21 protein-coding genes are annotated in these 24,905 nt (G+C 68.4%); 5 read left to right on the top strand and 16 right to left on the bottom strand.

Annotated elements, in window-relative coordinates:
* Positions 1-46 precede the first annotated feature (46 nt).
* A complete protein-coding gene (locus tag BAY60_RS30530) occupies positions 47-697 on the top strand; it encodes a TetR/AcrR family transcriptional regulator (protein ID WP_146771114.1) in 651 nt (216 codons plus the stop codon).
* 4 nt (positions 698-701) lie between these two features.
* Here the strand turns inward: BAY60_RS30530 and BAY60_RS30535 are convergent, their stop codons facing one another.
* The 4 genes from BAY60_RS30535 to BAY60_RS30550 all read right to left on the bottom strand — a co-directional run bounded on the left by BAY60_RS30535 (position 702) and on the right by BAY60_RS30550 (position 5,367).
* Positions 702-1,586, bottom strand: coding sequence for an alpha/beta hydrolase (locus tag BAY60_RS30535; protein WP_170160622.1), 885 nt, complete (start codon positions 1,584-1,586; stop codon positions 702-704).
* Positions 1,587-1,600: 14 nt separating this feature from the next.
* Positions 1,601-2,374, bottom strand: a complete 774-nt coding sequence (locus BAY60_RS30540; protein ID WP_170160623.1) for an enoyl-CoA hydratase/isomerase family protein — start codon at positions 2,372-2,374, stop codon at positions 1,601-1,603.
* Between the two features lie 65 nt (positions 2,375-2,439).
* The gene (locus BAY60_RS30545) at positions 2,440-3,978 is read right to left on the bottom strand and encodes a class I adenylate-forming enzyme family protein (RefSeq protein ID WP_112284878.1); all 1,539 of its coding nucleotides are present in this window, start codon (positions 3,976-3,978) and stop codon (positions 2,440-2,442) included.
* A 27-nt stretch (positions 3,979-4,005) separates the two neighbouring features.
* Positions 4,006-5,367, bottom strand: coding sequence for an MFS transporter (locus tag BAY60_RS30550; RefSeq protein ID WP_112284879.1), 1,362 nt, complete (start codon positions 5,365-5,367; stop codon positions 4,006-4,008).
* A 153-nt stretch (positions 5,368-5,520) separates the two neighbouring features.
* Between BAY60_RS30550 and BAY60_RS30555 the strand changes: the two genes are divergently transcribed.
* From BAY60_RS30555 to BAY60_RS30570, 4 genes are read left to right on the top strand one after another with little or no spacing between them, the layout of a single operon-like run.
* Positions 5,521-5,949 (top strand): Zn-ribbon domain-containing OB-fold protein, encoded by a 429-nt coding sequence (locus BAY60_RS30555; protein WP_112284880.1) that lies wholly within the window; start codon positions 5,521-5,523, stop codon positions 5,947-5,949.
* Complete coding sequence (locus BAY60_RS30560; RefSeq protein ID WP_112284881.1) at positions 5,942-7,066, top strand: thiolase C-terminal domain-containing protein; 1,125 nt, start codon at positions 5,942-5,944, stop codon at positions 7,064-7,066. Before BAY60_RS30555 ends, BAY60_RS30560 begins: the two co-directional genes overlap by 8 nt.
* Positions 7,067-7,109: 43 nt before the next feature.
* Entirely contained in the window at positions 7,110-8,546 is a 1,437-nt protein-coding gene (locus BAY60_RS30565) for an aldehyde dehydrogenase family protein (RefSeq protein WP_112284882.1), read from the top strand.
* Positions 8,543-9,661 (top strand): Zn-dependent alcohol dehydrogenase, encoded by a 1,119-nt coding sequence (locus tag BAY60_RS30570; RefSeq protein WP_112284883.1) that lies wholly within the window; start codon positions 8,543-8,545, stop codon positions 9,659-9,661. The genes BAY60_RS30565 and BAY60_RS30570 overlap by 4 nt, the downstream gene beginning before the upstream one ends.
* A gap of 233 nt (positions 9,662-9,894) precedes the next feature.
* On the opposite strand, the gene BAY60_RS30575 is transcribed toward BAY60_RS30570, so the two are convergent.
* The 12 genes from BAY60_RS30575 to BAY60_RS30630 all read right to left on the bottom strand — a co-directional run bounded on the left by BAY60_RS30575 (position 9,895) and on the right by BAY60_RS30630 (position 24,857).
* Complete coding sequence (locus BAY60_RS30575; protein WP_112284884.1) at positions 9,895-11,070, bottom strand: acyl-CoA dehydrogenase family protein; 1,176 nt, start codon at positions 11,068-11,070, stop codon at positions 9,895-9,897.
* A gap of 41 nt (positions 11,071-11,111) precedes the next feature.
* The gene (locus tag BAY60_RS30580) at positions 11,112-11,864 is read right to left on the bottom strand and encodes an SDR family NAD(P)-dependent oxidoreductase (protein ID WP_112284885.1); all 753 of its coding nucleotides are present in this window, start codon (positions 11,862-11,864) and stop codon (positions 11,112-11,114) included.
* Positions 11,861-12,832 carry a zinc-binding dehydrogenase gene (locus BAY60_RS30585; protein ID WP_112284886.1) on the bottom strand — a complete coding sequence of 324 codons (972 nt, stop codon included), beginning with the start codon at positions 12,830-12,832 and terminating at the stop codon, positions 11,861-11,863. Before BAY60_RS30585 ends, BAY60_RS30580 begins: the two co-directional genes overlap by 4 nt.
* Before the next feature lie 109 nt (positions 12,833-12,941).
* A complete protein-coding gene (locus BAY60_RS30590) occupies positions 12,942-14,291 on the bottom strand; it encodes an MFS transporter (RefSeq protein ID WP_112284887.1) in 1,350 nt (449 codons plus the stop codon).
* Positions 14,292-14,442: 151 nt separating this feature from the next.
* Complete coding sequence (locus tag BAY60_RS30595) at positions 14,443-15,177, bottom strand: enoyl-CoA hydratase/isomerase family protein (RefSeq protein ID WP_112284888.1); 735 nt, start codon at positions 15,175-15,177, stop codon at positions 14,443-14,445.
* Complete coding sequence (locus BAY60_RS30600) at positions 15,164-16,282, bottom strand: CaiB/BaiF CoA transferase family protein (protein WP_112284889.1); 1,119 nt, start codon at positions 16,280-16,282, stop codon at positions 15,164-15,166. Before BAY60_RS30600 ends, BAY60_RS30595 begins: the two co-directional genes overlap by 14 nt.
* 99 nt (positions 16,283-16,381) lie before the next feature.
* The gene (locus tag BAY60_RS30605) at positions 16,382-18,001 is read right to left on the bottom strand and encodes an AMP-binding protein (RefSeq protein WP_112284890.1); all 1,620 of its coding nucleotides are present in this window, start codon (positions 17,999-18,001) and stop codon (positions 16,382-16,384) included.
* A gap of 434 nt (positions 18,002-18,435) precedes the next feature.
* Positions 18,436-19,179, bottom strand: a complete 744-nt coding sequence (locus BAY60_RS30610) for an SDR family NAD(P)-dependent oxidoreductase (RefSeq protein WP_112284891.1) — start codon at positions 19,177-19,179, stop codon at positions 18,436-18,438.
* A gap of 90 nt (positions 19,180-19,269) precedes the next feature.
* Positions 19,270-21,006, bottom strand: a complete 1,737-nt coding sequence (locus BAY60_RS30615) for a hydantoinase B/oxoprolinase family protein (RefSeq protein ID WP_112284892.1) — start codon at positions 21,004-21,006, stop codon at positions 19,270-19,272.
* Between the two features lie 7 nt (positions 21,007-21,013).
* Positions 21,014-23,107: a hydantoinase/oxoprolinase family protein gene (locus tag BAY60_RS30620; RefSeq protein ID WP_112285568.1), complete on the bottom strand. Its 2,094-nt coding sequence runs from the start codon at positions 23,105-23,107 to the stop codon at positions 21,014-21,016.
* 38 nt (positions 23,108-23,145) lie between these two features.
* Positions 23,146-23,892 (bottom strand): SDR family oxidoreductase, encoded by a 747-nt coding sequence (locus BAY60_RS30625; protein WP_112284893.1) that lies wholly within the window; start codon positions 23,890-23,892, stop codon positions 23,146-23,148.
* The gene (locus BAY60_RS30630) at positions 23,889-24,857 is read right to left on the bottom strand and encodes a beta-keto acid cleavage family enzyme (protein ID WP_112284894.1); all 969 of its coding nucleotides are present in this window, start codon (positions 24,855-24,857) and stop codon (positions 23,889-23,891) included. Before BAY60_RS30630 ends, BAY60_RS30625 begins: the two co-directional genes overlap by 4 nt.
* Between the last annotated feature and the right edge of the window lie 48 nt (positions 24,858-24,905).

Genomic DNA, 24,905 nt, shown 5'->3' on the forward strand with positions numbered 1-24,905 from the left:
CCGGCCGCGGCGGCGTCGTATCCTCTTCCTGTCGGGAGGAGCAAGCGTGGCGCGAGGGGGAGCGGCAGTGCCGTCGGAGCCCGGTGACCGTCCGGCCGTCGGGAGGAAACGCCGCAAGCAGCACGCGCGGCGGCAGGAGGTGCTCGATACCGCGGCCCGGATGTTTTTCGAGCGGGGCTACGACGGCACCACCACGCAGGACATCGGAGCCGCGCTGGGGCTGCTCAAAGGCAGCGTCTACTACTACATCTCCAGCAAAGAGGACCTGCTGTTCGAACTCATCCAGCAGTACCACGACGATACCCGCAGGCACTTCGAGGCGATCCTGGCATCGGAGGGGTCACCGGTGGAGAAGCTTCGCGAACTGATCGCGGTCGACACGGCGCACGCGGCCCGCAACCTCGAACGGTCGACGCTGTTCTACACCGAGTGGCGGTCACTGTCAGAGGAGCGTCAAGCCGTCATCATCGCCGAGCGGAGCCGGCATGAGCGTGCGGTCCAGGAATGGATCACCGAGGCGCAGGCTTCAGGGCGGATCCGGCCCGAGGTCGACCCGAAGATCGCGTCCTTTGGGATCTTCGGCATGGTCAACTCGGTGTACCGCTGGTTCTCCCCCGGCGGGCGCAAGACTGCCGAGGAGATCGGCCGGGACTTCAGCGACCTCATCCTTGACGGCCTCATCGATCCCGCGGGCTGATCCGCTACACGTAGCTGGCGAGGAAGCCGCGCGCCGACTCCCACGCGGCGGTGTACGCCGGATGGGTCGGCAGCTGCAGATAGCCGTGCGGGGCATCCGCCGCGAGGTGCACCCGATGTGGAACGCCGGCCGCGAGGAGGGAGGAGGCCAAATCCTCGGTCTCCTCGCGGAGCGGATCGTGCTCGCCGACCGTCAGCCAGCACGGGGGGAACCTGGGAAGCGAGTCAGCGTGGCCGGGGCTGAGCCGCGCGTCCCCACGCAGAAGGTCGAACTGTACGGGGTCGAGATACAGCTGGCTCTCGGCGTCCGGGCCACCGGCGAGCGCAGTGAGCTTCGGCAACGCCCGGTGGTAGTCGTACACACCGTAGAGCAAGAGCGCCGCCCGGACGTAGCGAGCGCACGGCGGGTAGGCCGCGAGCACCGCACAGGCGAGGTTCGCCCCCGCGGAGTCGCCCCCCACGATAAACCGGCCAGGCTCGCAGCCGAACGCCGCCGCCGAGGCGTACGCCCAGTCCACCGCGGCGGCGGCATCCTCCACTGCCGCGGGGAAGCGGTGCTTGGGTGCGCGCCGATAGTCGACGGAGACGACCACCAGGCCGAGCGCCGCCAGCTCCGCGGCCAGTCGCCGGTGTGTCCACGGTGAGCCCAGCACCCACCCTCCACCGTGGAGATAGACAAGGCAGGGAAACGGGCCGGTGCCGTGCGGCACCGTCACGTCCGCGGTCAGTCGCCAGCCCGCGATCTCCCGGATCGGCACACGCTCCTCGACGGCGGCCACCTCTGGGCCTCCCCCGTTGATGTAGCTGTCGTGGCGCCCGAGTAACTCGCGCAGGTTCACCCCCGGTGGGACCTGCAGCCGCTCGTGCCACTCGAGCAAATCCGTCGGCACGCCGTACACCGCACTCATCGCCCGGTGAACTTCGGGGACCGCTTCTCGGTGAACGCCACGATTCCCTCGTGGGCGTCGGCGCTGGTCATGAAGTAACGACTGGCCGTCTCGCGCTCGAGGCGCAGCCCAGCGGTCACCGCCGTACCGTCCCAGTAGGCCGCGTTCAGCGTCCTCTTCGCGTGCGCCAAAGCGAGCGGCGAGCGAGTGGCGATCCCGCGGGCGATCTCGGCTCCGGCGGCCTGCAGGTCGTCGTCCGGGACGACCTGGCTGACCAACCCCCAATCCCTGGCCTCGGCCGCTGCGAGCAGCCGCCCCGAAAACACGAGCTCCCGCGCACGCGCCGGGCCGACCGCCCGCGGCAGCAACGTCAGCGACCCGCCCCCGCCCATCTGGCCGTACGGCAGGTGGGCGTCGCCGATCCGAGCGGACTCCGCGGCGACAGCGAAGTCGCAGCCGAGGAGCAGTTCGAGGCCACCGGCGACGGCGACGCCGTTGACCAACGCGATCACCGGCGTGGCAGCGGCTCCGATCTCGGTCAGCAGTGTGTGCAGGTCGCTGAGGAACGCGGGGAAGCCGACCGTGTCACCCTGCATGCTGAGGTACTTCTTCATGTCGCCGCCCGCGGAGAAGGCCCGTCCTGCGCCGGTGATGGCGATCGCTCGAACCTGCGGTTCGGCATCAAGCACGGCGAGGGCGGCGCGCAGGGCCCGGATCGTATCGTGGTCGAGCGGGTTGAGCTCGTCCGCCCGGTTGAGAGTCAGAACGGCCAGCTCGGCGTCTGCTGGCACTTCGAATTTTGGGCCGAAGCCATTCACCGGCGGTCCCGCTAGCGAGATCCTGCTGGTTTCGACGCTCACGCGCCACCCACCTTTCCTTCGTAACCCGCCCAATGTGGTTCACGCAGCACTCTGCGCTGAACCTTGCCCGTCGGTGAGACCGGTAACGGCTCGGTGGTGAGCTGGACCCGCCCAGGCTTCTGGTGCCTGCCCAGTGTCGTGCCCACCAGTTCGATCACCTCCTCCTCGGACACTGTCGCGCCCGGTTCGATGACGCAGACGGCCATCGGCGTCTCCCCCCACTTCGGGTGCGGGATCCCGAACACAGCGACGTCTCGGACGTCCGGATGCCTGGCGATGATGGTCTCCAGTTCCGCGGGCCAGATGTTGAATCCGCCCGAGACGATCATGTCGTCCACGCGGTCGAGCAGGTACAGGTAGCCGTTCGCGTCGAGCCGGCCGATGTCTCCGGTACGGATCCAGCCGTCGACGAGGCGGTCGGCCGTCCGCTCCGGATCACCCCAGTAGCCGCTCATCTGGGCCTCGACCTGGGTCCACACCTCGCCGACACCGCCCGGTTCGAGGACAGCCCCGACCGGGTCGCGGATCTCCAGCCGGCAGAAGGGCAGCACCCGCCCGGCCGAACGCATCGGCGTCGAGCCCGGAACCGTGGCGAACCACTCCTCCGGTGTCAGGAAGGTCAGCGGGGTCGCCTCGGTCTGGCCGTACACCTGGTACAGGACGTCCCCGAAGACCCGACGGCCCGCCTCGATCGTCCGGTCGGTGATAGGTGAGCCACCGACGAGCAGGCACTGCAGCGCCGAGAAGTCCCGGCCACTCGCCGAGGGATCGGCGGCGACTGCGGCGAGCATGGTCGGGGGGAGGCAGAGATGAGTCACCCGGTGGGTCTCGACCAGCTCAAGCGTGCTCTCAGCCGAGAAGGCCCCGAACAGGACGTTACTCGCCCCGGACAGCCACGCCGGGAGGAACAGGTAACCGGAGGCGTGCGAGATCGGTGCCGCGTGCCCGACAACCGAATCCCAGTTCAGGTTGGGGAGCCGGTAGTACCAGTTGCGACAGTTCACCAGCCAGTCGTGCTGGGTGTACCCCACACCCTTGGGCCTGCCCGTGGTCCCCGAGGAATGCCGGATGATGTACCAGTCGTCCGGAGCCACCTCGACGAGCGGGTCATCGGCGGACTGCGCCGCCAGCCAATCCTCCCATCCCGCGTCCCGTACCAGCACGGTTTGCAGTGAAGGCACCTCGCGTTCCAGGCCCTTCACAGCCTCCGCGTAGGGCTGCTCGGCTACGACCAGAACGGTGTCGGTCTGCGCCATCATCACCGCGTGCGCCTCGCGAGAGCTGCGAGGATAGAGCGGTACGCGCACCGCACCCGCGATGGCCGCACCCAGGAACAGATCGGCGCAGCCCAACGTGTTGTCCTCGACCGCGGCGACCCGGTCGCCGGGCCGTACCCCCGCCGCCCGCAGTCCATTCGCGACTCGAATGCCCCGCTCCCAGGCTTCGCCGAACGTCAGCGACCGCCGGCCTGCCACGAGCGCGGTCCGGTCGCCGTGGAACCGCACGGACTGCCGCATGAGGCTCGGTACGTCCATGATCTTCCCTTCTCGTCTCAAGGCGGCTCAACCCGTCTTCAGCGGCTTGCCCGCCATCTCGGGGATGGACAGCGCGGCGGGAATGGCGAGAAGTGACACGGCCATGATGTAGAACGCACCGACCACGGCGCTGCCCGTGAGATCGCCGAACCACGTCAGCAGGTAGGGCGCCGACCCGCCGAAGACGGCGATCCCCACGTTGTAGGCGATGCCATGGCCGGTGACCCGCACGCTCGTCGAGAACAACTCAATGACCGCCGGGTTGATCAGCGCGGTGAAGGCGCCTGCTCCAACGCCCATGATGACGAGCCCAACGACCATGGGTCCGAACGAGCCCGAGGTGATGAGCAGGAACGCGGGCCACGACAGCAGCAGTAGCCATAACCCCGAGCCGACCAGCACGCGCCGGCGACCGAGACTGTCGGACCACCGGGCCGCGAGCAGCTCTGCCCCGAGCATCGTGACTATCGCGACCACGACCGGCAGGAACGCCGCGGTCCCCTCCAGCCCCAGAGTCCGAACCGCGAAACTGGGCAGGTACCCGACGAGCATGAAGAAGGAGGCAGCACCCAGCGAGGTGATCAGCAGACACCGGCCGAGCAGCCGCCACTGACGACGTCCCGACAACGCTGCCGCGATGGGGTTGCGACGTGTTTCGCTGCGGCGTTTGAGCTCGAGGAAGTATGGCGTCTCTTCCAGCTTGAGCCGGATGTAGATCGCCACGACTCCCAACGGCAGGGCGAGCAGGAACGGAATCCGCCAGCCCCATGTCGTCATGGCCTCGGTGGAGAGCGTGAGCAGCAGGGTGCCGGGCACGATCGTGCCGAGCAACGTGCCGAGAGTGGCACCGACGGTGATCAGCGCGACGGAGAAGCCCCTGCGCGACACCGGTGCCTGTTCGGCGATGAACGAGACGGCTCCGGAGACTTCACCGCCGCACGAGAAACCCTGCAGGAAGCGGAGGAAGATCAGCAGGATCGGCGCGGCCACTCCGATCGCGGCGTAGCTCGGCAACACACCGATCAACAAGGTGGACGCGGACATCAGCAGGATTGTCAGAGCGAGTGTGCGTTTGCGGCCGATCCGGTCCCCCACCGGCCCCCAGACGAAGCCGCCGAGCGGGCGGGCGAAAAAGGCGAGCGCGAAGACCGCCAGGGAGGACAACAAGGCCACTGTGGGGTCCGTCGCGGGGAAGAAGACCACAGCCATCGTGGTGGCCAGCACGCCGTACGCCGTGAACTCGTAGAACTCGACCACGGAGCCGATCACCGCGCCGACGACCGTGCGCCGGAAGGCTCGGACCCGGGCGGGGTCGGCCTCCGCCATGACCGGTGACGGTGACGATGCGCCGTCTGGGACGAGTACCCGGTGCGAGTCGGACTCGGTCATCGCAGCTCCTCAGCGTTGGGGAAGGCCGGAAAATTCAACCCACCGTTTGATCGAGAGAGAGTACTGACGTGACCACGGTCACGTCAAGACGTTGCAGGCGAGGCGAGTATCAGCCAGAATCAAACCACCGGTGGGACGAAGGGACGATGCCCGATGACGACAGCCAGGACACCCGTCGCCTCCGCGACGGCCGGGCCCCCCGATGGGCGAATCGACGCCGACAGCGCTCCGTTCTGGGCCGCATTGCGCCAGGAGCGCGTGGAACTGCAACGGTGCACCGCCTGCGCGCGGCTGCGGTTCCCCCCGATGGGGCGATGCCCCTGGTGCGCTGGCGCCTCATACGTGCGTGAGGAGGTCGACGCGCGCGGCACGATCTACTCGTGGATCGTCGTCCACCGGGCCTTCGGGAGCGAGTTCGCCGCCGACGTTCCCTATGTCGTCGCGACTGTCGACCTCGACGCGGGGCCGCGGATCGCCCTCAGGTTGGAGCGCCCGGAGGGCGTCGACTTCGGATCGCGCGTTCGTCCGGACTTTCACCATCACGACGACTGGACCGAGCTGAGGATGGTGCTCGATGAGTGAGGTGGCCGTAGTCGGCGTCGGATACACGCGGTTCAGTCGCGAGTCCGCTCGCCCGGTACTCGACCTGGCGGCCGAGGCGGCAGTCGCCGCCTGCGACGACGCTGGACTGCCGGTCCACGAAGTCGACGGCATCGCCAGCCACATGATCGGGCACGACTCGGAGAACGCTCAGGCAGTCGCCACCGCGCTGGCTCTGCCCGGCCTCCGATGCGTCCTCGACCTCAACCAGGCCGGACAGGCGCCCTGCAATCTCCTGGCGCATGCCGCGGCCTCCATCTCGGCTGGGCTCGCGAACCACGTCCTGATCTTTCGAGCGCTCAACGGGCGTTCCGGCCCGAAGGTCGGCTCGGCACGCTTCCCCGGCCGTGGCGGCCAGTTCCGCTACCCGATCGGCTACGACTCCTACTTGATGTACATCGCCATGTGGGCTCGCCGGTACCTGCACGAGACCGGACAGGACGAGCGTGACCTGGCGGCCGTAGCCATAGCCCACCGGGAGTACGCCGTGCGCAACGAACGGGCGATCCGCCGCACCCCGCTGGATCTCGATGGCTACTTCTCCTCCTCCTACGTCGCCGAGCCCTTCCGGGTCGCCGACTGCACCCCCGAGGTCGACGGTGCCTGCGCCCTGCTCGTCACGAGCATGGAACGCGCCCGGGACCTCTGCCACCCACCGGTTCGCATCGCCGCGGCGGCTTACCGGACGGGCCCACGACCAGGCCTCGACATCGGCGACCACGTGCTGACCGACGACTACACCCGCAACTTCACCGATCTCATCCGGGACGACCTGTTCGGCAGGGCGGGCGTAACACCCGCAGACGTCGACGTGGCCTGCCTCTACGACTGCTTCACCGGCCCCGTACTGATGAGCCTCGAAGGTCTGGGGCTGTGCGACCGGGGCGGTGCCGGCGAACTGGTCCGGTCCGGGCGCCTGCCGATCAACCCCCACGGCGGACTCCTCGGCGAGGGTTACCTGCACGGCATGAACACGCTGGCCGAAGCAGTCCTGCAGATCCAGGGGCGCGGTGGCGATCGCCAGGCTGCCAAACACGAGGTCGCCGTTGTGACCTCCGGCGGGCTCATGGACGGTTCAGCGGCCGTCCTGACCAACTGACCAACTCGTAGGGAGTGGGAATGGCACGGAAGAGGGTGCACCAGTGACCGACCAGGTCGACTGTCTCAACGTCGTCGGGGGGCGCCGGATCGCGGGCAACGAACCGATCGAGGTCGAGAACCCGGCGACCGAGGAGCGGATCGGCACCGTGCATTGCGCGGATCCGGCGCTTGTCGACGCCGCCGTCACCGCGGCGCGCGAGGCCTTCGCGGAATGGTCCCAGACGCCGCGCGCAGACCGCGCCAAGGTGCTCGGCGCGCTGTCCTCGCTGATCGGCGACAGGGAGGAGGAACTCGCCCAAACGATCACGCGGGACGTCGGCTCACCGATCACCCTCGCCCGGCGGATCCAGGCGGCACTGCCGAAGGCCGACGTCGACGCGTGCAGAGCCGTGCTCGACGAGCCCGAAGCGCAGGAATGGATCGGCCACTCGCAGGTCGTGCGCGAGCCGGCGGGTGTGGTGGCAGCCGTGACCCCCTGGAATTACCCCCTGCATCAGGCTGTCCTCAAAATCGCACCGGCGATCGCGGCGGGATGCACGGTCGTCCTCAAACCCAGCGAGGTCGCACCACTCGCGACCGAGGCACTCATGGACCTGCTCGTTGCCGCGGGAGTGCCGCACGGCGTCGTCAACCTGGTGCACGGCACCGGCTCCAGTGTCGGCGAGGCGCTGGTGGGCCATCCGGGGATCGACGTCGTGTCCTTTACCGGCTCTACCGGAGCGGGCCGACGAGTGGCAGCGCTCGCAGCTGCGACACCGGCCAAGGTCGTGCTCGAGCTCGGGGGTAAGTCCGCCAGTGTCGTGCTCGACGACGCGGACCTCACGGCCGCGGTCAAGGTCACCGTCGCCAACTGCTACCTCAATGGGGGCCAAACCTGCAGCGCCTGGACCCGATTGATCGTGCCGCGGCACCGGCACGACGAAGCGGTGGACATCGCCGCCGCACAGGCCGCCCGCTTCGCCCCGGGCGATCCCACCGACCCCGCGGCCAGGCTCGGCCCGCTGGTCTCCTCCGCGCAGCGGGAACGGGTGCTCGGGATGGTCCGCGCCGCCGTCGCGGACGGCACACGGCTCGCCTTCGGCAGGACGGACGGCGGTTCGCTGCCGGACAGGGGCCATTTCGTCACACCGGTGGTGTTCTCCGGAGTCGATCCCACGGCGCGGATCGCCCAGGAGGAGGTCTTCGGTCCAGTCCTCGTGATCATCCCAGTCGACGGCGAGGAGGAGGCGGTCGCCGCCGCCAACGCCGTGCCCTACGGACTCCACGGTGCCGTCTGGTCGGCCGACGAAGGGCGTGCGGTAGCCGTCGCGGCCCGGATGCGGACCGGACAGGTGGACCTCAACGGGGCGGCCCACAACCCCGCCGCCCCGTTCGGTGGGGTGGGCGCGTCCGGTCTCGGCCGGGAGTCCGGCGCCTACGGCATAGCCGAGTACACCACCACCAAGGCGATTCAGTTCCCGGCAGGGAGGGCATCATGAGGACGAGAACGACGACCGCGGCAGTGCTGCACCGCGTCGGCGAGGACATGTCGATCGAGGAGCTTGACGTCGCACCTCCGCAGGGCAGGGAGGTCCTGCTCTCGTTCCGGTACGCGGGTCTGTGCCGTTCCGACCTGCATGTCACCGACGGCACCATCGTTGGGAGGCTGCCGCTGGTGCTCGGTCACGAGGGCTCGGCAGTGGTGGACGCGGTAGGCCCGCTGGTGTCCAGGGTGGAGCCAGGGGACCATGTCGTCTGTTCCTTCATTCCGAGCTGCGGCCAGTGCCGCTGGTGTGCCTCCGGCCGCCAGGTGCTGTGCGACACCGGCGCCGGGACCATGCGTGGACATCTCCCTGGCGAGAGCTGGCCGCTTTCCGGGCGTACAGGTCCCGTCGGAGCCATGTGCCAACTCGGTACGTTCAGCCAGCTCGGCGTCGTCCACGAGAACTCGGTCGTCCGCATCGACGCGTCCATCCCGCTCGATGTCGCGGCGCTGGCAGGCTGTGGTGTTCCGACCGGATGGGGCTCGGCGGTCAACGCGGCAGCGGTCCGGCCGGGCGAGGTCGTGGTCGTGCTCGGAGCGGGCGGAATCGGTATGAACGCGGTCCAGGGCGCCCGCGCCGCTGGTGCGCGCGAGGTCATCGTCGTCGAGCCGGTCGAGTTCAAGCGGGACGCCTCGCACGCGTTCGGGGCCTCGACCGCCGTTTCGGACGCCGCCGCGGCCCGGGAGATCGTGCTGCGCCTGACCGGGGGCGCCGGCGCCGACAAGGTTATCGTGGCCACGTCGGTGGTGACGCCAGAGATCAGCGCCGCGGCGGTAGACCTGTGTTCCAAGGGCGGGACCGTCGTGATCACGGCCATGGCGTCCTTCGACGAACCCGCGCTCGTGCTTCCGACCGCGATGCTGACCATGCTCAGCAAGACCATCCGGGGCACCATGTACGGCGACTGCAGCCCGTCCAGGGACATCCCGGCGCTTCTCGCCCTGTACCAGGAGAAGAAGCTGCTACTCGAGGAGCTGATCACCCGCCGCTACCGGCTCGAACAGGTCAACGACGGATACCAGGACCTCGAAGACGGGGCCCTGCTACGTGGTCTGGTCGAGATCGCGTGATTCTCGCAGGCATCGGCTCCCGTTGAGACGGCTGGTCTCCGCTACCGGGAACGCCTCGGGGGTACGCCACTGCACGTCGCATGACCACGACCTCGGCGAGGCGACCTGGGACGCCGGGCGAGCGGGCTGACGGATGACCCGGCGAGCTCGTGCGGCCTGGCGACGCGCGTTGACGAACCGGCCGCCCGGTAGGTGGTGCCCGGGCACCGGACCGGTGTCCGGGCACCGCGCACTCAGGCTGACCCGGCGCGATCGAACGCGTCGTCGAAGGAGAAGCCGTCGAGCAGCCCGCGCGCCGCCACCATGTACTGGATCGTCGGCGTGCCCTCCTCGAGCCAGTTCAGCCGGGCGTCTCGGTACAACCGCTCGATGGGATGTCGCCTCGTGTAGCCGATCCCGCCGTGCACGAGCAGAGCACGATCGGTGACCCTGCCCACGGCTTCCAGCCCGAACTGCTTGACCATCGACGACTCGACCGGAATGCGGCTGCCCGCATCCCATTTGGCCGCCGCGTCCGCGAGCATACCTCGCAAGGCCCCGATATCGATGGCCATTTCGGCCAGGTAGCGCTGAACGGCCTGCCGGTGCCCGATCGGCTTGCCGAACGTGACTCTTTCCCGCGCATGCCGCAACGACAGCTCCAGGCAACGCTCGGCCGTGCCCAGCGAGCTGGCCGCGATGAACACCCGGCTGATCTCCAGCGCACGCTCAAGATGGTCCTGGCCTTGCCCTTCGGATCCGACAAGCGCTGACGCGGGCACGCGCACTCCGGCAAACGTCAGGTGCCCGTGCTCGCCGCCCTTGCATCCCATCGTCTCCGGCAGCGGCTCGATGGTCAGCCCCGGGGCATCGCGCTCGACCAGCAACGCAGACACGCTCGCGGGCGCGGTCTTGGCGAAGACGAGGAAGTGCGAGGCAAGATCGGAATTGGTGATCAGCCATTTGCCGCCGTCGATGACGTAGCTACCGGCCTCGCGGCGAGCGGTCGTGCCCAGGTCCGCGCCGGTGCCATGCTCGGGCTCGGTGAGCGCGAAAGCCAGCGACCGCTGCCCTGTCGCCGCTCCGGGCAGGAGGGCCTCCTTCTGCGCGGCATCACCGATCTCGGACAACGCGTGTGCGAACGAGTTGTGAACGTGCACAATGACACGAATTCCGCCTTGGATCTTCGCGAACTCCGCGATGATGGGCAGATACTGCGCGATCGAAAGACCGCTCCCACCGTACTCCCGCGGCACGAGTAACCCGAAGGCCCCGATCCGGCGCAGCACCGGCAGCACCACGTCGTAGGGAATACGTTCCTCGTTCTCGATCCTTTCCTCCAGCGGATCGAGCTCATCCCAGATCGCGCTGCTGATGGTTTCCCGAAGCTTCCGGTATTCCCCGGCAGGTAGCCCGGGTGTCTCGGCCATGCTCACAGGTCTCGTCTCCCTTCACGTTTGGGCAAACAGGATCAGATCGACCAGCCGCCGTCGGCGGTCAGTACCGCTCCAGTGCAGTAAGTGGCATCCTCCGCCAGAAAGACGGCGGCACGGGCGATCTCCTCGATCGTGCCGAAGCGGTCCAGCAGCGTGGCTTCGGTGATCGCCCGCCGTGCGCCCGGCCGGACGGCAGCGGTCATGTCGGTGTCGATGAACCCGGGCGCGAGCACGTTCACCCGGATTCCGGCCGACGCCACCTCCTTGGCCAGCGACCGCGCGAACCCGATCATCGCGGCCTTCGCGCTCGCGTATGCGGTGTCCCCGGGGAAGCCGATCAGGCCGACGACGGAGGACACGAGCACGATGCCGGCCTTGCCCGATTCGGCCAGCGCGGGCAAGGCCGCGCGGATCAGCGACGCGTTTCCCTTCAGGTTCGCCTCGACGACCTGCCACCAATCGCCGGGGTCGACATCGACCAGCTTGCCGCCATGCCACAAGCCGGCGTTGCACACCAGCGTGTCGAGCCGGCCCCACCGGTCGAGCACCGCACGGACGGCGGCCTGGCCGGCGTGGTCGCCGGTGAGGTCGAAGCGGACGGGATGGAGGTGCGTGCCGGGTGCGCTCGTCCGGCTCGCCAACTCCCGAGCGAACCCGGCGTCCGACCGGTATCCGCACGCGACACGGTGGCCCCGGCGGATCAGTTCCGCCGCGATGCCGGCACCGATCCCGCGTGATGCCCCTGTCACGAGCGCGACCCGGGCATCCGCACTCACCTCGGCCGTCATCCGATCTCCAGCACGGCCTTGCCGACGACCTCACCGGCGACCAACCGCGCGACGGCCGTGTTCGCCTCACCGAGCGGGCGCACCGAGTCGATCAGCGGCTCGATACTGCGCTGCCGGCACAGGTTCACCAATGCCGTCAGCTCCTCCACCGTGCCCATGCGGGACCCGACCACACGCAGCTGCCGAAAGAACAGCCGACGCAGGTCCATCGGCGGTAGGTGCCCGCTGGTGGCTCCGGCGACCACGAGCGTGCCGCCGATCTTCAGCGACTTCGTCGAATGCTCCCAGGTCGCGGTACCGACCGTCTCCATCACCGCGTCCACTCGCTCAGGCAGCCGCGCCCCAGGCTCGAACACCGCGTCGGCGCCGATCCGCAGCGCCGTCCTTCGTTTGGCCTCGGTACGCCCGGTGACCCACATGCGGTATCCCGTCGCCGCGCCGAGGGCGATCAGCGCGGTCGACACGCCTCCTGTCGCGCCCTGCACCAGCACGGTGCCGCCCGGCTCGACCCCGGACTGCACGAACAGCATCCGATACGCGGTCAACCATGCCGTCGGCAAACACGCAGCCTGCGCGAACGACCACCCGGCGGGCATGGGCACGAGGTTCACCCGTGGCACGGCGACCAGCTCCGCGAACGTGCCGTCGTGCCGCTCCGAGAGCAACGGCTCACCGAACGGGTCGATCGCGCGGCTACGGTCCGCGCCCAACGCGGGAATGACCGGATAGATGATCACCTCCCGGCCGTCCTCATCGATCCCGGCACCATCCGAGCCGAGCACACGTGGCAGATCCCGCTGGGTCAGCCCAACGCCACGCAACGACCACACGTCGTGCCCGTTGAGCGCCGCCGCCCGAACCCGGACCAACGTCCACCCCTCTCGGGCGACCGGCTCCGGCCGGCTTCCCATCGTCAGCCCGGCCACCGGATCCGCCTCATTGAACGCCGAGCAGAAAACGGCGCGCATCCAGCACTCCTCTCCTCGTCCTGTCCCGTGCCGCATGGTCGGGACATTCCTCGCACACCGGTCCACGAGCCGGTCCCGAGCTACAGAACACATCCTGCGGATCGCGCAGCTACGCTCGCCTCCCTTCACGCCGGTTCTCGACCTCCACTGCGGACAAACTGATGCCGCGTGTCTCCGGTATCGTGGCGATCGTGGCCACCATCACGACAAGGAGCGCGATGAGGTACCAGCCGAACATTCCCGGAACCTGACGCTCCGCGAAGAGGGTCTGCACGTATGGTGCCGTCCCGCCGAACGCCGCGACGGAGATCGCGTAGGGCACGCCGAACCCGGTCGCCCGGACACGGGTCGGGAACAGCTCCGCGTACACCGCTGGAATTGCCGACGCGATGGCGGCGATCAACACGAGAGCGATGGACTGGGCCACAAACAGGTGCAGTGCGCTGCCCTGGATCATCCCGTCGAGCGGGAACACGAGCGACGCCAGGAGAACTGTGCCGGTCAACAACACCGGCTTGCGTCCGAATCGGTCCGATGCGGCACCCCACAGTGGAAGAGCCATGATGAGGAGGCAGTTGGCGGCGACACTGGCCCACAGCGCGCCCTCGGGCTCCACCCCGCGCGCCGTGATCGCGAAACCAGGCGCCGCGACCGCCCACACGTAGTAGATCACCGCGAACCCCGATGTCAGGCCAACCACCTGGAACAGGGGCCCAGGGTGCGCGCGGAACGTGCGCCACATCGAGCTCTTCTCGCCCTGCTCGCCACGTGGATCACGCTGTGCGGCGGTGTCGGCTTCGAACACCTCCGTTTCCGGCATCCGGCGGCGGATGAAGAAGGCGACCAGGCCGAGCACACCGCCGAGCAGAAAGGGTATTCGCCAGCCGAAAGCCGCCATGCCGCCCGCGCTCAGTACGCTGGACAGCAGGGCTCCCAGTAGAGTGCCGGCCAGGATGCCTGTCGTACCCGAGACGTAGATCACGCTGGACCACAGGCCCCGACGGTGCGGCGGTGCCACCTCGGTCACATACGTCTGCGCCGAGGGCAGTTCGCCACCGTGCGCAAGTCCCTGCGCGAGTCGCGCGACGACCAGGACGACTGCCGCGCCGATGCCGATCTGGTCCGCGGTCGGCGACACTCCGATCAGAAAGCTGCCGCCAGCACCGAGACCGACCGCGAGCGCCATGGCCGTACGCCGTCCCCTACGGTCGGCCACGAAACCGAACAGCCAGCCGCCGAACGGGCGTGCGCCGAACCCCACGGCGAACACCGCCAGCGTCGAGAGCAAGCTTGCGAGCTCACCTGCCTGGAAGAACTGGCCGGCGAAGAAGGACGCGAACGTCGCGTAGACGGTCCAGTCGAACCATTCCACGGCGTTGCCCGCGCCAAGGCCGATCAGCGATGTCCGTTTGACCCGGGCGCGAGCTGAGACGGCAGGAACATGAGTGAATTCGGTCATCGTTGACCTCCTGGAGTGGTTCCCGTTGGGTCTTACTGGGAAGGAGTGGCGCAGATGCCGGGGAGATCATCTCCCAGCGGTCGGCGAGCTGTCGGAAGCCCTGCTGGTAAGCGCGGCCGACAGGCTCACCCCGCTCGCCCAGCGACATCTGTCAGCTCCATCGGGCCACGACTCCCCGGCTCACGGCGAGGTCCATCAGGTCGGCATCGAAGTCGTCGCCGAGCCCGCAACGGCTGCCGGCGACCCGGAACTGGTCCTTTGACACCTGCATCGCGTAGTCGGGCTTGGCGCAGGCGGACTCGGCGAGCTCATGCACCGTCTGGTCGAGCTCGTCGGGAGCGCAGACCCGATGGACAAGCCCGGTGCTTTCCGCTTTCGTGGCGTCGAACTCTGCGCACAACATGACCAGCTCTCGTGCCCGCGCCGCGCCGATCTCGTGGATGAGGCGCGGCACCGCACCCCAGGTGAGCGGCGCGCCGAGTTCCACCTCGGGAAACCGGAACCGCGCGTCAGCGCTGGCCACCCGGAAGTCACACGCGAGGGCGATCGCGAGGCCGCCACCGTAGACATGTCCGTGCAGCCGGGCGACCGTCACGGCCGCGCAGCCGGCAATGGCGGCGCAGGCTCGTTGACCTACCTGCGTGTGCCAGCGGCGCTCGCGCTCCGATGCACCGCGCGGACGACCTGGCGGGTTCTTCAGATCCGCTCCGGCGCTGAACGAACTCCCGGCACCGCCAAGCACCACCACCTTGACGTCGAACCGCCGTTCCAGACCGCCATACAGCTCGGCGATCTCCTGCAGCAGCACGTCATCGAGCGCATTCAGCGACCCTTCCCTCGCCAGCCACACACGCAAGACTGGACCGTCTTCCTCAACCCGCAGCATCGAACATCCCTTCTCGTGTCCTCGAAGACCGCCATTCCGCGAGCACCTCCCGCGCCGACGCCGTACTCGGCGGCAGCGGGCGCGATGGCGACGTCCGGGAGAACCGGGGCGCGGGAACGGGCTGGTCGACTCCGTCGATCCGCGCGAAAGCCTCCCGGGCCCGCGCCTGCGGATGCTGCAGCGCCTCGGAAAGGTCGAGCACTGGGCCGACGCACGCATCCGTTCCGGCGAACGCGGTCACCCAGTCATCGCGGGTCCTCGTCGCGAAGATCGCCGCAAACCGTTCGGAGAGACCCGGCCAGCCCTCGCGGTCGTGCTGATCTGGCAGATCCTCACCGGCCAGCCCCAGCCCTTCCAAAAGCGCGGCGTAGAACTGGGGCTCGATGGCGCCCACGGTCACGTAGCGGCCATCGGCACAGGCATAACATCGGTAGAAAGGCGCGGCACCGTCGACGAGATTCGCGCCGCGGTCGTCGGACCAGTACCCGATGCCCCGCCACGCCCACACCGCCTGCGCGAGCACGTTGACTCCGTCCACCATGGCGGCGTCGACGACCTGCCCGCGGCCCGACCGTTCGCGCTCCCACAACGCCGACACGACACCAAGCGCGAGGAACATCGACCCGCCGCCGAAGTCACCGACCAGGTTCAGTGGTGCGACAGGCGGTCCACCCGCCGGCCCGAAGGCGTGCAAGGTCCCGGTGAGACCCAGGTAGTTGATGTCATGGCCGGCCTCGTCCGCGAGCGGCCCTTCGCGGCCCCATCCGGTGACCCGGCCGTAGACCAGCCGCGGGTTGCGGGCGAGGCAGACGTCCGGTCCCAACCCCAGTCGTTCCGCGACCCCGGGGCGGAACCCCTCCACGATGACATCGGCCTCGGCGACGAGAGCGAGCGCGAGTTCACGGTCGGCGGAGTCCTTGAAGTCCAGCGGCACCGAGCGACGGCTGCGCAGCGAATGGTCGATCCCGGGATCCACGATACTGAAGCCGGCCTTGCGTTGCACGCGAACGACGTCGGCACCCAGATCGCCGAGGAGCATCGCGGCGTGCGGCGCCGGGCCGATTCCGCCGAGTTCGAGTACTCGGATACCGGACAGTGGTCCCATTCTCACATATCTCCCGTGGTCAGGGCGGTCAGAGTCGACAAGATCAGCGCAGTACGCCGCGTGCGTGTGCACGAACTCCTGTAACGGTCGTACCCTGCGTCACGGGATTCCCCCGTCCTGCCGTGACCGCAAGCCGGTCAGCGCCGAGCGCTTGAGCTTGCCCGTTTCCGTCCGCGGTAGTTCGGCGACGAAATCGATCTGCCGGGGCACCGCATACCGTGCGACGCGGGCGCGGACGTGATCCTCGATCTCACGGCGCAGCGAGTCGTCAGCCGCGACACCCTCGCGGGGAACGACGACCGCGCGCACGACCCGTCTCTGCTGCGCGTCGTCGGCCGCGACGACAGCAGCATCGACCACCTGGGGCAACGCCACGAGCGCGGTCTCCACCTCGACGGGACTGACATTGAACCCGGAGGTGACGATGATGTCATCGGCTCGGCCGACGAAGCGCCACCGCCCGCCCTCCTCGATCACCGCGATGTCCTCGGTGACATACAGATCACCCCGCCATCGCTTCGCCCATGCGGCGGGGTCGTTCTCGTAACCGTCCGACAGGGAGAAGCGAGGGCGGCGCACCGCGATGCGGCCCCGCTCGCCTTGCGGGACCTCTATCCCGTGCTCGTCGGCCAAGACGACGTCGAACCCGGGGATCGGACCCGCCAAGGTGCCGGCCCGGGTGCCGCTGGGTGGAGTATTCGTGTCGCCGAGCACGATCCCAAGTTCGGAAAGCCCGTAGGCATCCAGAATGGGCGGCCCACCTGCCTCGGCCCAATCCGACGCGGTCTCGGCCAGCAACGGCTCACCGCCGGATCCGGCAGTGATCAGAGAGGGCGCGGACGGGCCCGAGGCCAGCACCGGCGCGAGCCTCCGGTAGGCCGACGGCGCGGCTCCCATGGCGCTCACGGCGTGCTCGCGGATCACCCGCATCCAAAGCGTTGGATCGAAGTCACCCTGGTAGACCACTCTTGGTACGCCGAGCGCCATGGGCACCATGCCGGTGCTGTAGAGCCCATACGACCAGGCTGGGTCGGCGGTCGTGAACAGCAGCGACCGGTTCGTCAGTCCCAGCGAGTGCCGGACGAACGGGATCAACGACACCAGACCTCGATGGGGTATCTGGCAGGCCTTCGCGACGCCCGTCGTGCCGCTCGTGAACAGGAGCGTCGCGAGGTCGCCCGCGGCTGTCTCCGCGATCGGCACCTCGTCCGCGACATGGTCCATACCCGACCAGAACTCGTCCGGGCCGCGACCTCCGACAGTCAGCACTCGCGGCTCCACCGGCAACTCCGCCAGCGCCTGGTCGAACGGCTCGCGCCAACGACGGTCGACCACCGCCAGCCTCGCCCCGGAGACCCGGACTCGCTCGGCGATCGCTGCCGACCCGAATCCACAGTAGAGGGGCACGTACACCAGACCGGTCGCCCAGGCCGCCAGCGCCACGATGACCGACTCGACCTGGCGCGACAGCAGCGCCGCCACCCGGTCACCCTGGCGCAGACCTGCCTTGGCGAACACGGTGGCGCAGCGGGAGGCGAGTGCGTCGAGCTCCGCGTAGGTCCAGCGACGGAACGAACCGTCGGCATGACAGAACGTGACTGCGACTCGTCCTGGCTCGGTGCGCCATCGCGTGCAGCATTCGAACGCACAGTTGAAGCCGGCCGTCGGTTCCTGCGCGAGCTCATCGCGGGCCCGCTCCCAGACCATGTCGCCGCCCACCGCTGCTCCCTTCTGCTCCGCCCGACCGTGCCGGATCGCCCAGGTGAAGCGACCCGGTCGCGGACGGCGGCCCGCGCCGTTGTTGCCCCACGGTAACCGCTTGGACCGATCGGTACAAGCTTCGCGGATCAACTGTTACGGAGACCTGTCATGGCCCATCGCGACCCGTGATCACCACTCGAGATGGACCTGACCGGACAACGAGGGCTTCATGACAGCAATAAGCTCCGGACATCGCACTGAAGGACGCAGGCGAGATCCTGCGGATGATCGATGGCGCACGCACCGATACCTGGCTTTCGCCGGATCAGACGGCGACCGACGATGTATCGATCAGTCCAGCGAGTGCCGGTCGGTCGACGGCCGGCGGAACAGTGGTCCGTGCGGGCGCTTCGTCTCTGCCGCGGCCGCGCAGTTCACTGGCCGGGGAGCGTTCACCTGGCTGTCCAGCCTCCGTCGACGAGCAGACTGGACCCGGTGATGTACCGGGCGTGGTCGGACACCAGGAACACGACCGCGGGGACGACGTCCTCGACCTCACCGATACGACCGAGGGGTGTCTGGTCGAGCATGGATTGTTCGTAGGACGGCTCGGTGAGCAGGTGGGCGTTCATGGGTGTGCGGATGTTTCCGGGCGCCACCGCGTTGACGCGGAGCCCCAGCGGGGCCGCGTCGAGGGCCAGCGCCCGGACGGCTCCCTCGACGGCCGTTTTGGTGGTGACGTAGGCGCTCGCGCCCGGGAAGGCCACGTGCCCGGCGATGGAGCTGAAGAAGCAGACAGCTCCGCCCTGGCGCATCCGTGGCAGCGCTGCCGTGGTCATGGCGAACGGCGCACGCACGTTGACCGCCCATTGACGATCAAGTGCATGGGTCTCGTCGTCGCAGCCGACCTCGAAGAGACCGGCGGCGTTGACCAGCACGTCGAGAGCGCCGAGCTCACTGATCGCCGCGTCGACGATCGACGTTGCCGACTCGGGGGCGCATACATCGGCGATGCGGACCACGCCTCTTCCCCCTGCCGCCTCCACCGCGTCCCGGGTCTTCTCCAGGCGCTCACGGTCGCGACCCACCAGCATCACCTCCGCTCCAGCCGAGGCCAGTCCGGCCGCGATGCCCGCGCCGAGCCCCGAGCTGGCGCCGGTGACGAGCGCTGCTTTGCCTTCGAGGCTGATTCTCATTCTTCTCTCCCTTTGTCTTGGACCAGCGGAGAAGCCACGTTGACCCGGCTGACACCGGGCACACGAACTGCCACCGGATTCCGAGTGTGGTCACGGGTTCTTCGTGGGCAAGGCGGTGTCGAGCCCGTAGACCGTCCGGGCACGGCCGGACGTGACCAGGCCGTCCATGACGTCGTGCAGCACCAAGTCGGGCTCGCGGTCGCGCGGGTGGCCGTAGCCGCCACCACCTGTGCTGTGGGAGACGATGGTCTCGCCGACCTGGAGGGTCACCCGCGCAACCGGTGGGAGCTCGACCAGCTCCCCGTCGGCCCGGCGCAAGAACTGCGCGCTGGTCGCGCCTGCGCCGCCACCACGCACACCCTTGGCGGCGTGTACCGCGCCGTCACTGCCGTACATCACGTCCATCGCGGCGTGTGTCGGCCCGTACTCGACAAGCGCCGCAGGCGCTCCGCGCCGACGTCCGGCGCCTTCGGTATCAGGCAGGATGTGCTGTCTTTCGATCCGGATCGGGTGGTGCATCTCGTCGATCTCGACGCTGTCGCGCAACATCATGCCCGCATTGCCCACATGTCCGATGGTCAGCCAGCCGTCGGTGACCGGGCCGCCGGCGCCGCCGGTCACCGACGGCAGGAAGATCTGGTTGATGTAGGCCCGGTGGCCATGTCGTGGGTCGCGCCCGGAAATCACGCCCCACGCAGGCGGCATGGCGGCGCCCGTTTCAGCCATCCCATAGCCGTCGCCTATCGAGGCGAACGCGCCCTGCACGGCGTTGGTGAGCCGGTCGGCCAGATTGGTCGTGGAGACCGAACAACTGTAAGGATGCGTCGGTCGGCCGACGATGCAATTGTCGCGCAGTAACACCTCGAGACGTCTGAAGCTGCCCGCGTTCGGGGGAACGCCGGGCCCGAGCGAGTTGAACACACCGATCATCGCCGCGGTTCTGGCAGTCGACTCGGTCAGGTTGAGTCCGCTGGGCTGGCAGTCGTCGTTATGGCGAAGGTCGACACGGATTCGCTTCTCAATCGGGTCCACGTCGACCACGACCTTGATCGTGACACCGTCGGGGATACCGGGGAACGGATCATGACAGGTCTCGTACGTCACCGACTCGGCCGGGAGCCGGCTGATCGCCTCGATCATACAGCGCTCGGAGTAGTCGAACCATTCTCGCCGGTACTCGTCGAGGACATCCCACCCGATCTCCTCGCCGAGTTCGAACATCATCCGCTCACCGATCCGCGCTGCTCCCAGCATCGCCAGGTAGTCGCCCCACCATTGGTCCGGCACACGGATACGCATCCGGCACATCCGGACGATGTCGGCAACGTCCTCGTAGTCGCGTTGGATCTGTACACACGGAAAGATGAGCGCGCCCTCGGCGTAGACATCGGTCGCGTCGGCCGAGTATGTGGTGGGGGCCGCATTGCCACAGTCCGCCTGATGCGCCTTCACCATCAGCGTGTAGCGGTGCTCTCCCCCATCGACGACGGGGACGAGCAGCGTGTGATCCGCCGCGTGAGAGTTGCCGTGGTACGGCGAGTTGTGCAGGAACGCGTCACCTTTCGCCACCTCGGGATGGAACTCCAGCATCGCCTGTGCCATGAGATCAGGGCCGGACATGACGTGAATCGGCAGGCTTTCGGCCATCGCGAGCAGCTCGCCCCGCGCGGTGACGATGCAGCACGAGAAGTCGCGAGCGGTGTTCAGGATGCCGGACCGGCCGGTGCGAGCCAGGGTGTTCATCATGGCGCGCGCGACGCTCTGCAAGCGACTGGTGAGCAGCGCCAGCCGCACACCGTCGACCGATGAGGTGTTCCGAATGGACATCTGGCGACTACCTCCGGGCACGAGTCGGCGAGGGGACGCTCTTGTCGAGGCGAACGAGCACGCTGCCGGTTGCGGTACGGACCGCGCTCGCCCCCGGGTTGACGACGATGGTCGTCACCGGGGACTCGACGATGAGCGGCCCGGGGACGGGGTCGGTGGTGGAAAGCAGAGCCAACGGCACGACCGGGACGTCCACGGCGCCCAGTGCACGCAGGTACACCGGCCGGTGCGCCAGAGCACGATCGGCGCTCCCGGACGCGTCGGGAAGGAGACCCCGATCGTGCATCCGGCATCGAACCCGGGCTCGCCAGCCCACGATTTCGACCGGCGAGCGTGAATCGTCGATGGCGAAGATCTCGCGGTGGACGCGGTGGAAGTCCGACCTGAGCTGCTCCACATCGGCCCTCTCCGCGAAGGTGGCGACCCGCAGGGGAACTTCGAGTTCCCACACCTGGCTGGGATAGCGGGCCTCGGCGACCAGCTCGACCGTCGTCGAGATGGCGTTCGCCCCAGGCCCGTCCGCGAAGGCCGCACACTCCCCTTGGAGCTCGGCGAGGACGGCGTTGACGTCGTCGTAGGTGAAATCGTCGGTGGAGGTTCGCAGCGTCCGAGCCCACTCGGCGGACAGGTCCGACATCAGCGCCCCTGCCGCGCTGAGCACCGCGCCGAGCGCCGGAACCACGACGGTGTCACAGCCGAGACGGCGCGCGATCGCCACCGCATTGAAACCGGCAGCGCCACCGCCGCCGACGAGCACAGCGTCCTGCGCGGAGATGCCCTGGTTGAGGGTGATCTCCTCGATGGCGCCGACCATATGCTCCGTGGCAAGCTCGAGTATCGCCGCCGCCGCCTCTTCGACTGTCAGGCCGAGAGCGCCGGAGATCCGCGTGACTGCCCGACGTGCACCCTCGACGTCGAGCTTCATCCGACCACCGAGGAAGTAGTCGCCGTCGAGGTAGCCCAGTGCCAGGCACGCATCGGTCACCGTGGGCTCGGTTCCACCGCGGCTGTAGCAGACGGGCCCGGGCTCGGATCCGGCGCTCTGCGGGCCCACCCGCAACATTCCGCCGGCGTCGACCCACGCGATGCTACCGCCCCCTGCCCCGACACTGCGGATGTCGACTCCGGGGAAACCGGTCAGCTGTCCCGCGTGCCGCTCACCGATCCAGGCTTCCTGGGTCACCGGAATGCGACCGTCGCGGACGACGCTCACGTCATAGGTGGTGCCGCCGGTGTCGGCCACGATGGCCACCGCGTTGCCGGCATCCCTGCCGGCGTAATAGCGTCCGGCGACCGGAGCCATCGCCGGACCGGAGTTGATGGTGTGAATGGGCGCCGCCGCCACGTCGAGCGCATCCTGGACACCTCCAGCGGATGTGTTGATGAGCAGACGGCCACGGAAGCCACGGCTTTCCAGCGAGCCTTGCAGGGCACGCAGGTAGGCGCCCATCAGCGGCTTGAGCGAGGCATCCAGAACAGTCGAGCAGGCCCGCCGATATTCCCGGACGATCGGGTTGATCTCGTGCGACAACGTTACGGGCAACCCGGGTGCGAGCTCGGCGAGCAACTCACCGACACGAGCCTCATGAGCCGGGTTGACCACGGACCACAGCAGGCAGACCGCCACCGCCTCGATCTCCCCTTCCCGCAACCGTTCGACGATGGTCTTCACCGCCTCCTCGTCGAGCGGGCGGACCTCGCTGCCGTCCGCCGCGATACGACCCGGCACCTCGAAGGTACGGTCACGAGGCACCCAGGGCCGCGGATACGAGCGGGTGAAATCGAAAGGCGCACCTCGCCCACCCTCACGGAACAACAGGATGTCGGGATGGCCTTCGGTCGTGAGCAGAGCAGTCCTCGCGGTCTGCCCGGTCACGACCGCGTTGAGACTGCGCGTGGTCCCGTGCACGAATGTGTCGGTTCCGGCAAGGAGTTCCGACATCGTCTGGCCGAAGTCGTCCGCGGCCAGCTGGATCGCATTGAAGACGCCCACCAGTGGCTCGTTCGGGGTGGTCGGGCTCTTGTACAGGCGCACACCACTGTCCCCCCGTTCCACGATCAAGTCGGTGAACGTGCCGCCCATGTCCGTGGCGATCCGCATCATTTCCATCAATCCTTTTGTCGAGGTGAGAGCTCGCTCTACGCGAGCGCCCCCAGGTCAACGGGGACGCAGCTGCCGGTGATGGCCGCCGCCCGAGGGGACGCCAGGAACGCGATCGTCTCGGCCACCTCGTCCGGCTCGACAAACCGCTTGACGGCCTGTTCAGCGACAAGGTCGGCGATCACGTCGTCCGCGGACTTGCCGAGCAGCCGACTCCGTTCGGCAACCTGCTTCTCGACCATCGCCGTCCGCATCCACGACGGCGCCACCGCGTTGACGGTGATTCCCTTCTCGGCGCCCTCGAGGGCAGCGACCTTCACCAGCCCGAGAAGTCCGTGCTTGGCCGCAACGTAGGCCGCCTTGTACTTCTCGGCCACGAAGCTGGAAGTCGACGCCGTGGCGACGATCCGCCCTTGACCGGCCGCGGCCAGGTGCTCCCATGCGGCGGCCATCATCAGGAACGGTCCGGTCAGCATGACGCCGGTCAGCTGCGTCCACTTGCCGGGCGGGAACTCGTTGATGGGCGCCAGGTGCTGCACCCCCGCGTTCAGCGCGAGGATGTCCAGGCGGCCATACCGGCTGACGGTCTCCTCGACGACCCTTTCGTTGTCCGTCGCCGAGGAGATGTCGGCGACCATGTCAGCGTCGCCGGCGATGTCCACGCCGACGACGGTGGCACCACGGCGGCTCAGCGCCGCGGAGATCGACTCGCCCAGCGCGCCCTGCGAACCCGTGACGATGGCGACCTTGCCGGCGAGGTCGTCGGTTCCGCTGCCCATGGTCATCGGGCCAGGGGTGCCGGGACAGCCTGAGCGGATGCCGCGGACCTGTCCCAGCGGGTGAGCCGTGCACGCAGCTCCGTCGGCGTCGCGATCGGCCTGCCGAGCAGGTCGGCGAGGCTCAACGCGACCTGCACGAGGTCGCCGTTGCCTTCTGCCTGCCGGTCCCGCCGCACACGGAGACTGTCCTCAAGCCCGACGCGGCAATCCATGCCGAGTCCGAGCGCGACGGCGGCATGGCGGAACTGCATGGGGTAGCCAAGGCCCGCGACACCGAGATCAGCAAGGTCAGGGCCGAGGATCTGCAAGGCACGGCCCCGTAAGGCGAACAGGTCCTCCAGGTCGTTGCCCGCACCACCAAGGACACCGAGCACAAGCTGGATGCGCACTGGCGCGACCAGGGTTCCCTCGTCGATGAGGAACCGAGCCATGTGCAGGTGGCCAAGGTCGTAGGCCTCCAACTCGGGCGTCGCGCCGACATCACGCGCGGCTGCGGCAGCGTCGCGGAGCATGGACAGAGTGTTGACGAACGTGCCGTTTCCCGACGATGTCTCGACGAGCTCCCGTTCCCATTCGGACTCGACCTTGGGCCAGCGCGCCGGCGTTGGGAAGCCTTCGTAGTTCATGGTGCCCAGGTTGAAAGTCGCGATGTCGGGCCTGGTGGCCTGCATGCCGGCCAAACGCTCGGCAAAGCTCATACCCGGAGCCCCACCGGTGGTCACGTTGACGACCACGTCGGATTCGGCACGGATTCGCTCGACGATCTCGACGAACAGCTCAGCCGATGCGGAAGGTCGCCCTTCGGCGTCACGGGCGTGCAGGTGCACCGAACTCGCGCCCATCCGCGCCGCGACCAACGCCTCCCTGCTGATGCCCTCCGCACCACGCGGGATATAGGGGCTTTGGCTGGGAAGAACATCGCCTCCCGTCACCGCAGCGGTAAGAGCGGACGACCTATAGCGATTCTGCATTGCGGACCCTTCTGTCGTGATGAGTCGTCGACGTCGATAGTCTTCGAC

This window comes from Prauserella muralis (assembly GCF_003202285.1).
In the GTDB taxonomy this organism is placed as follows: Bacteria; Actinomycetota; Actinomycetes; order Mycobacteriales; family Pseudonocardiaceae; genus Prauserella_B; species Prauserella_B muralis.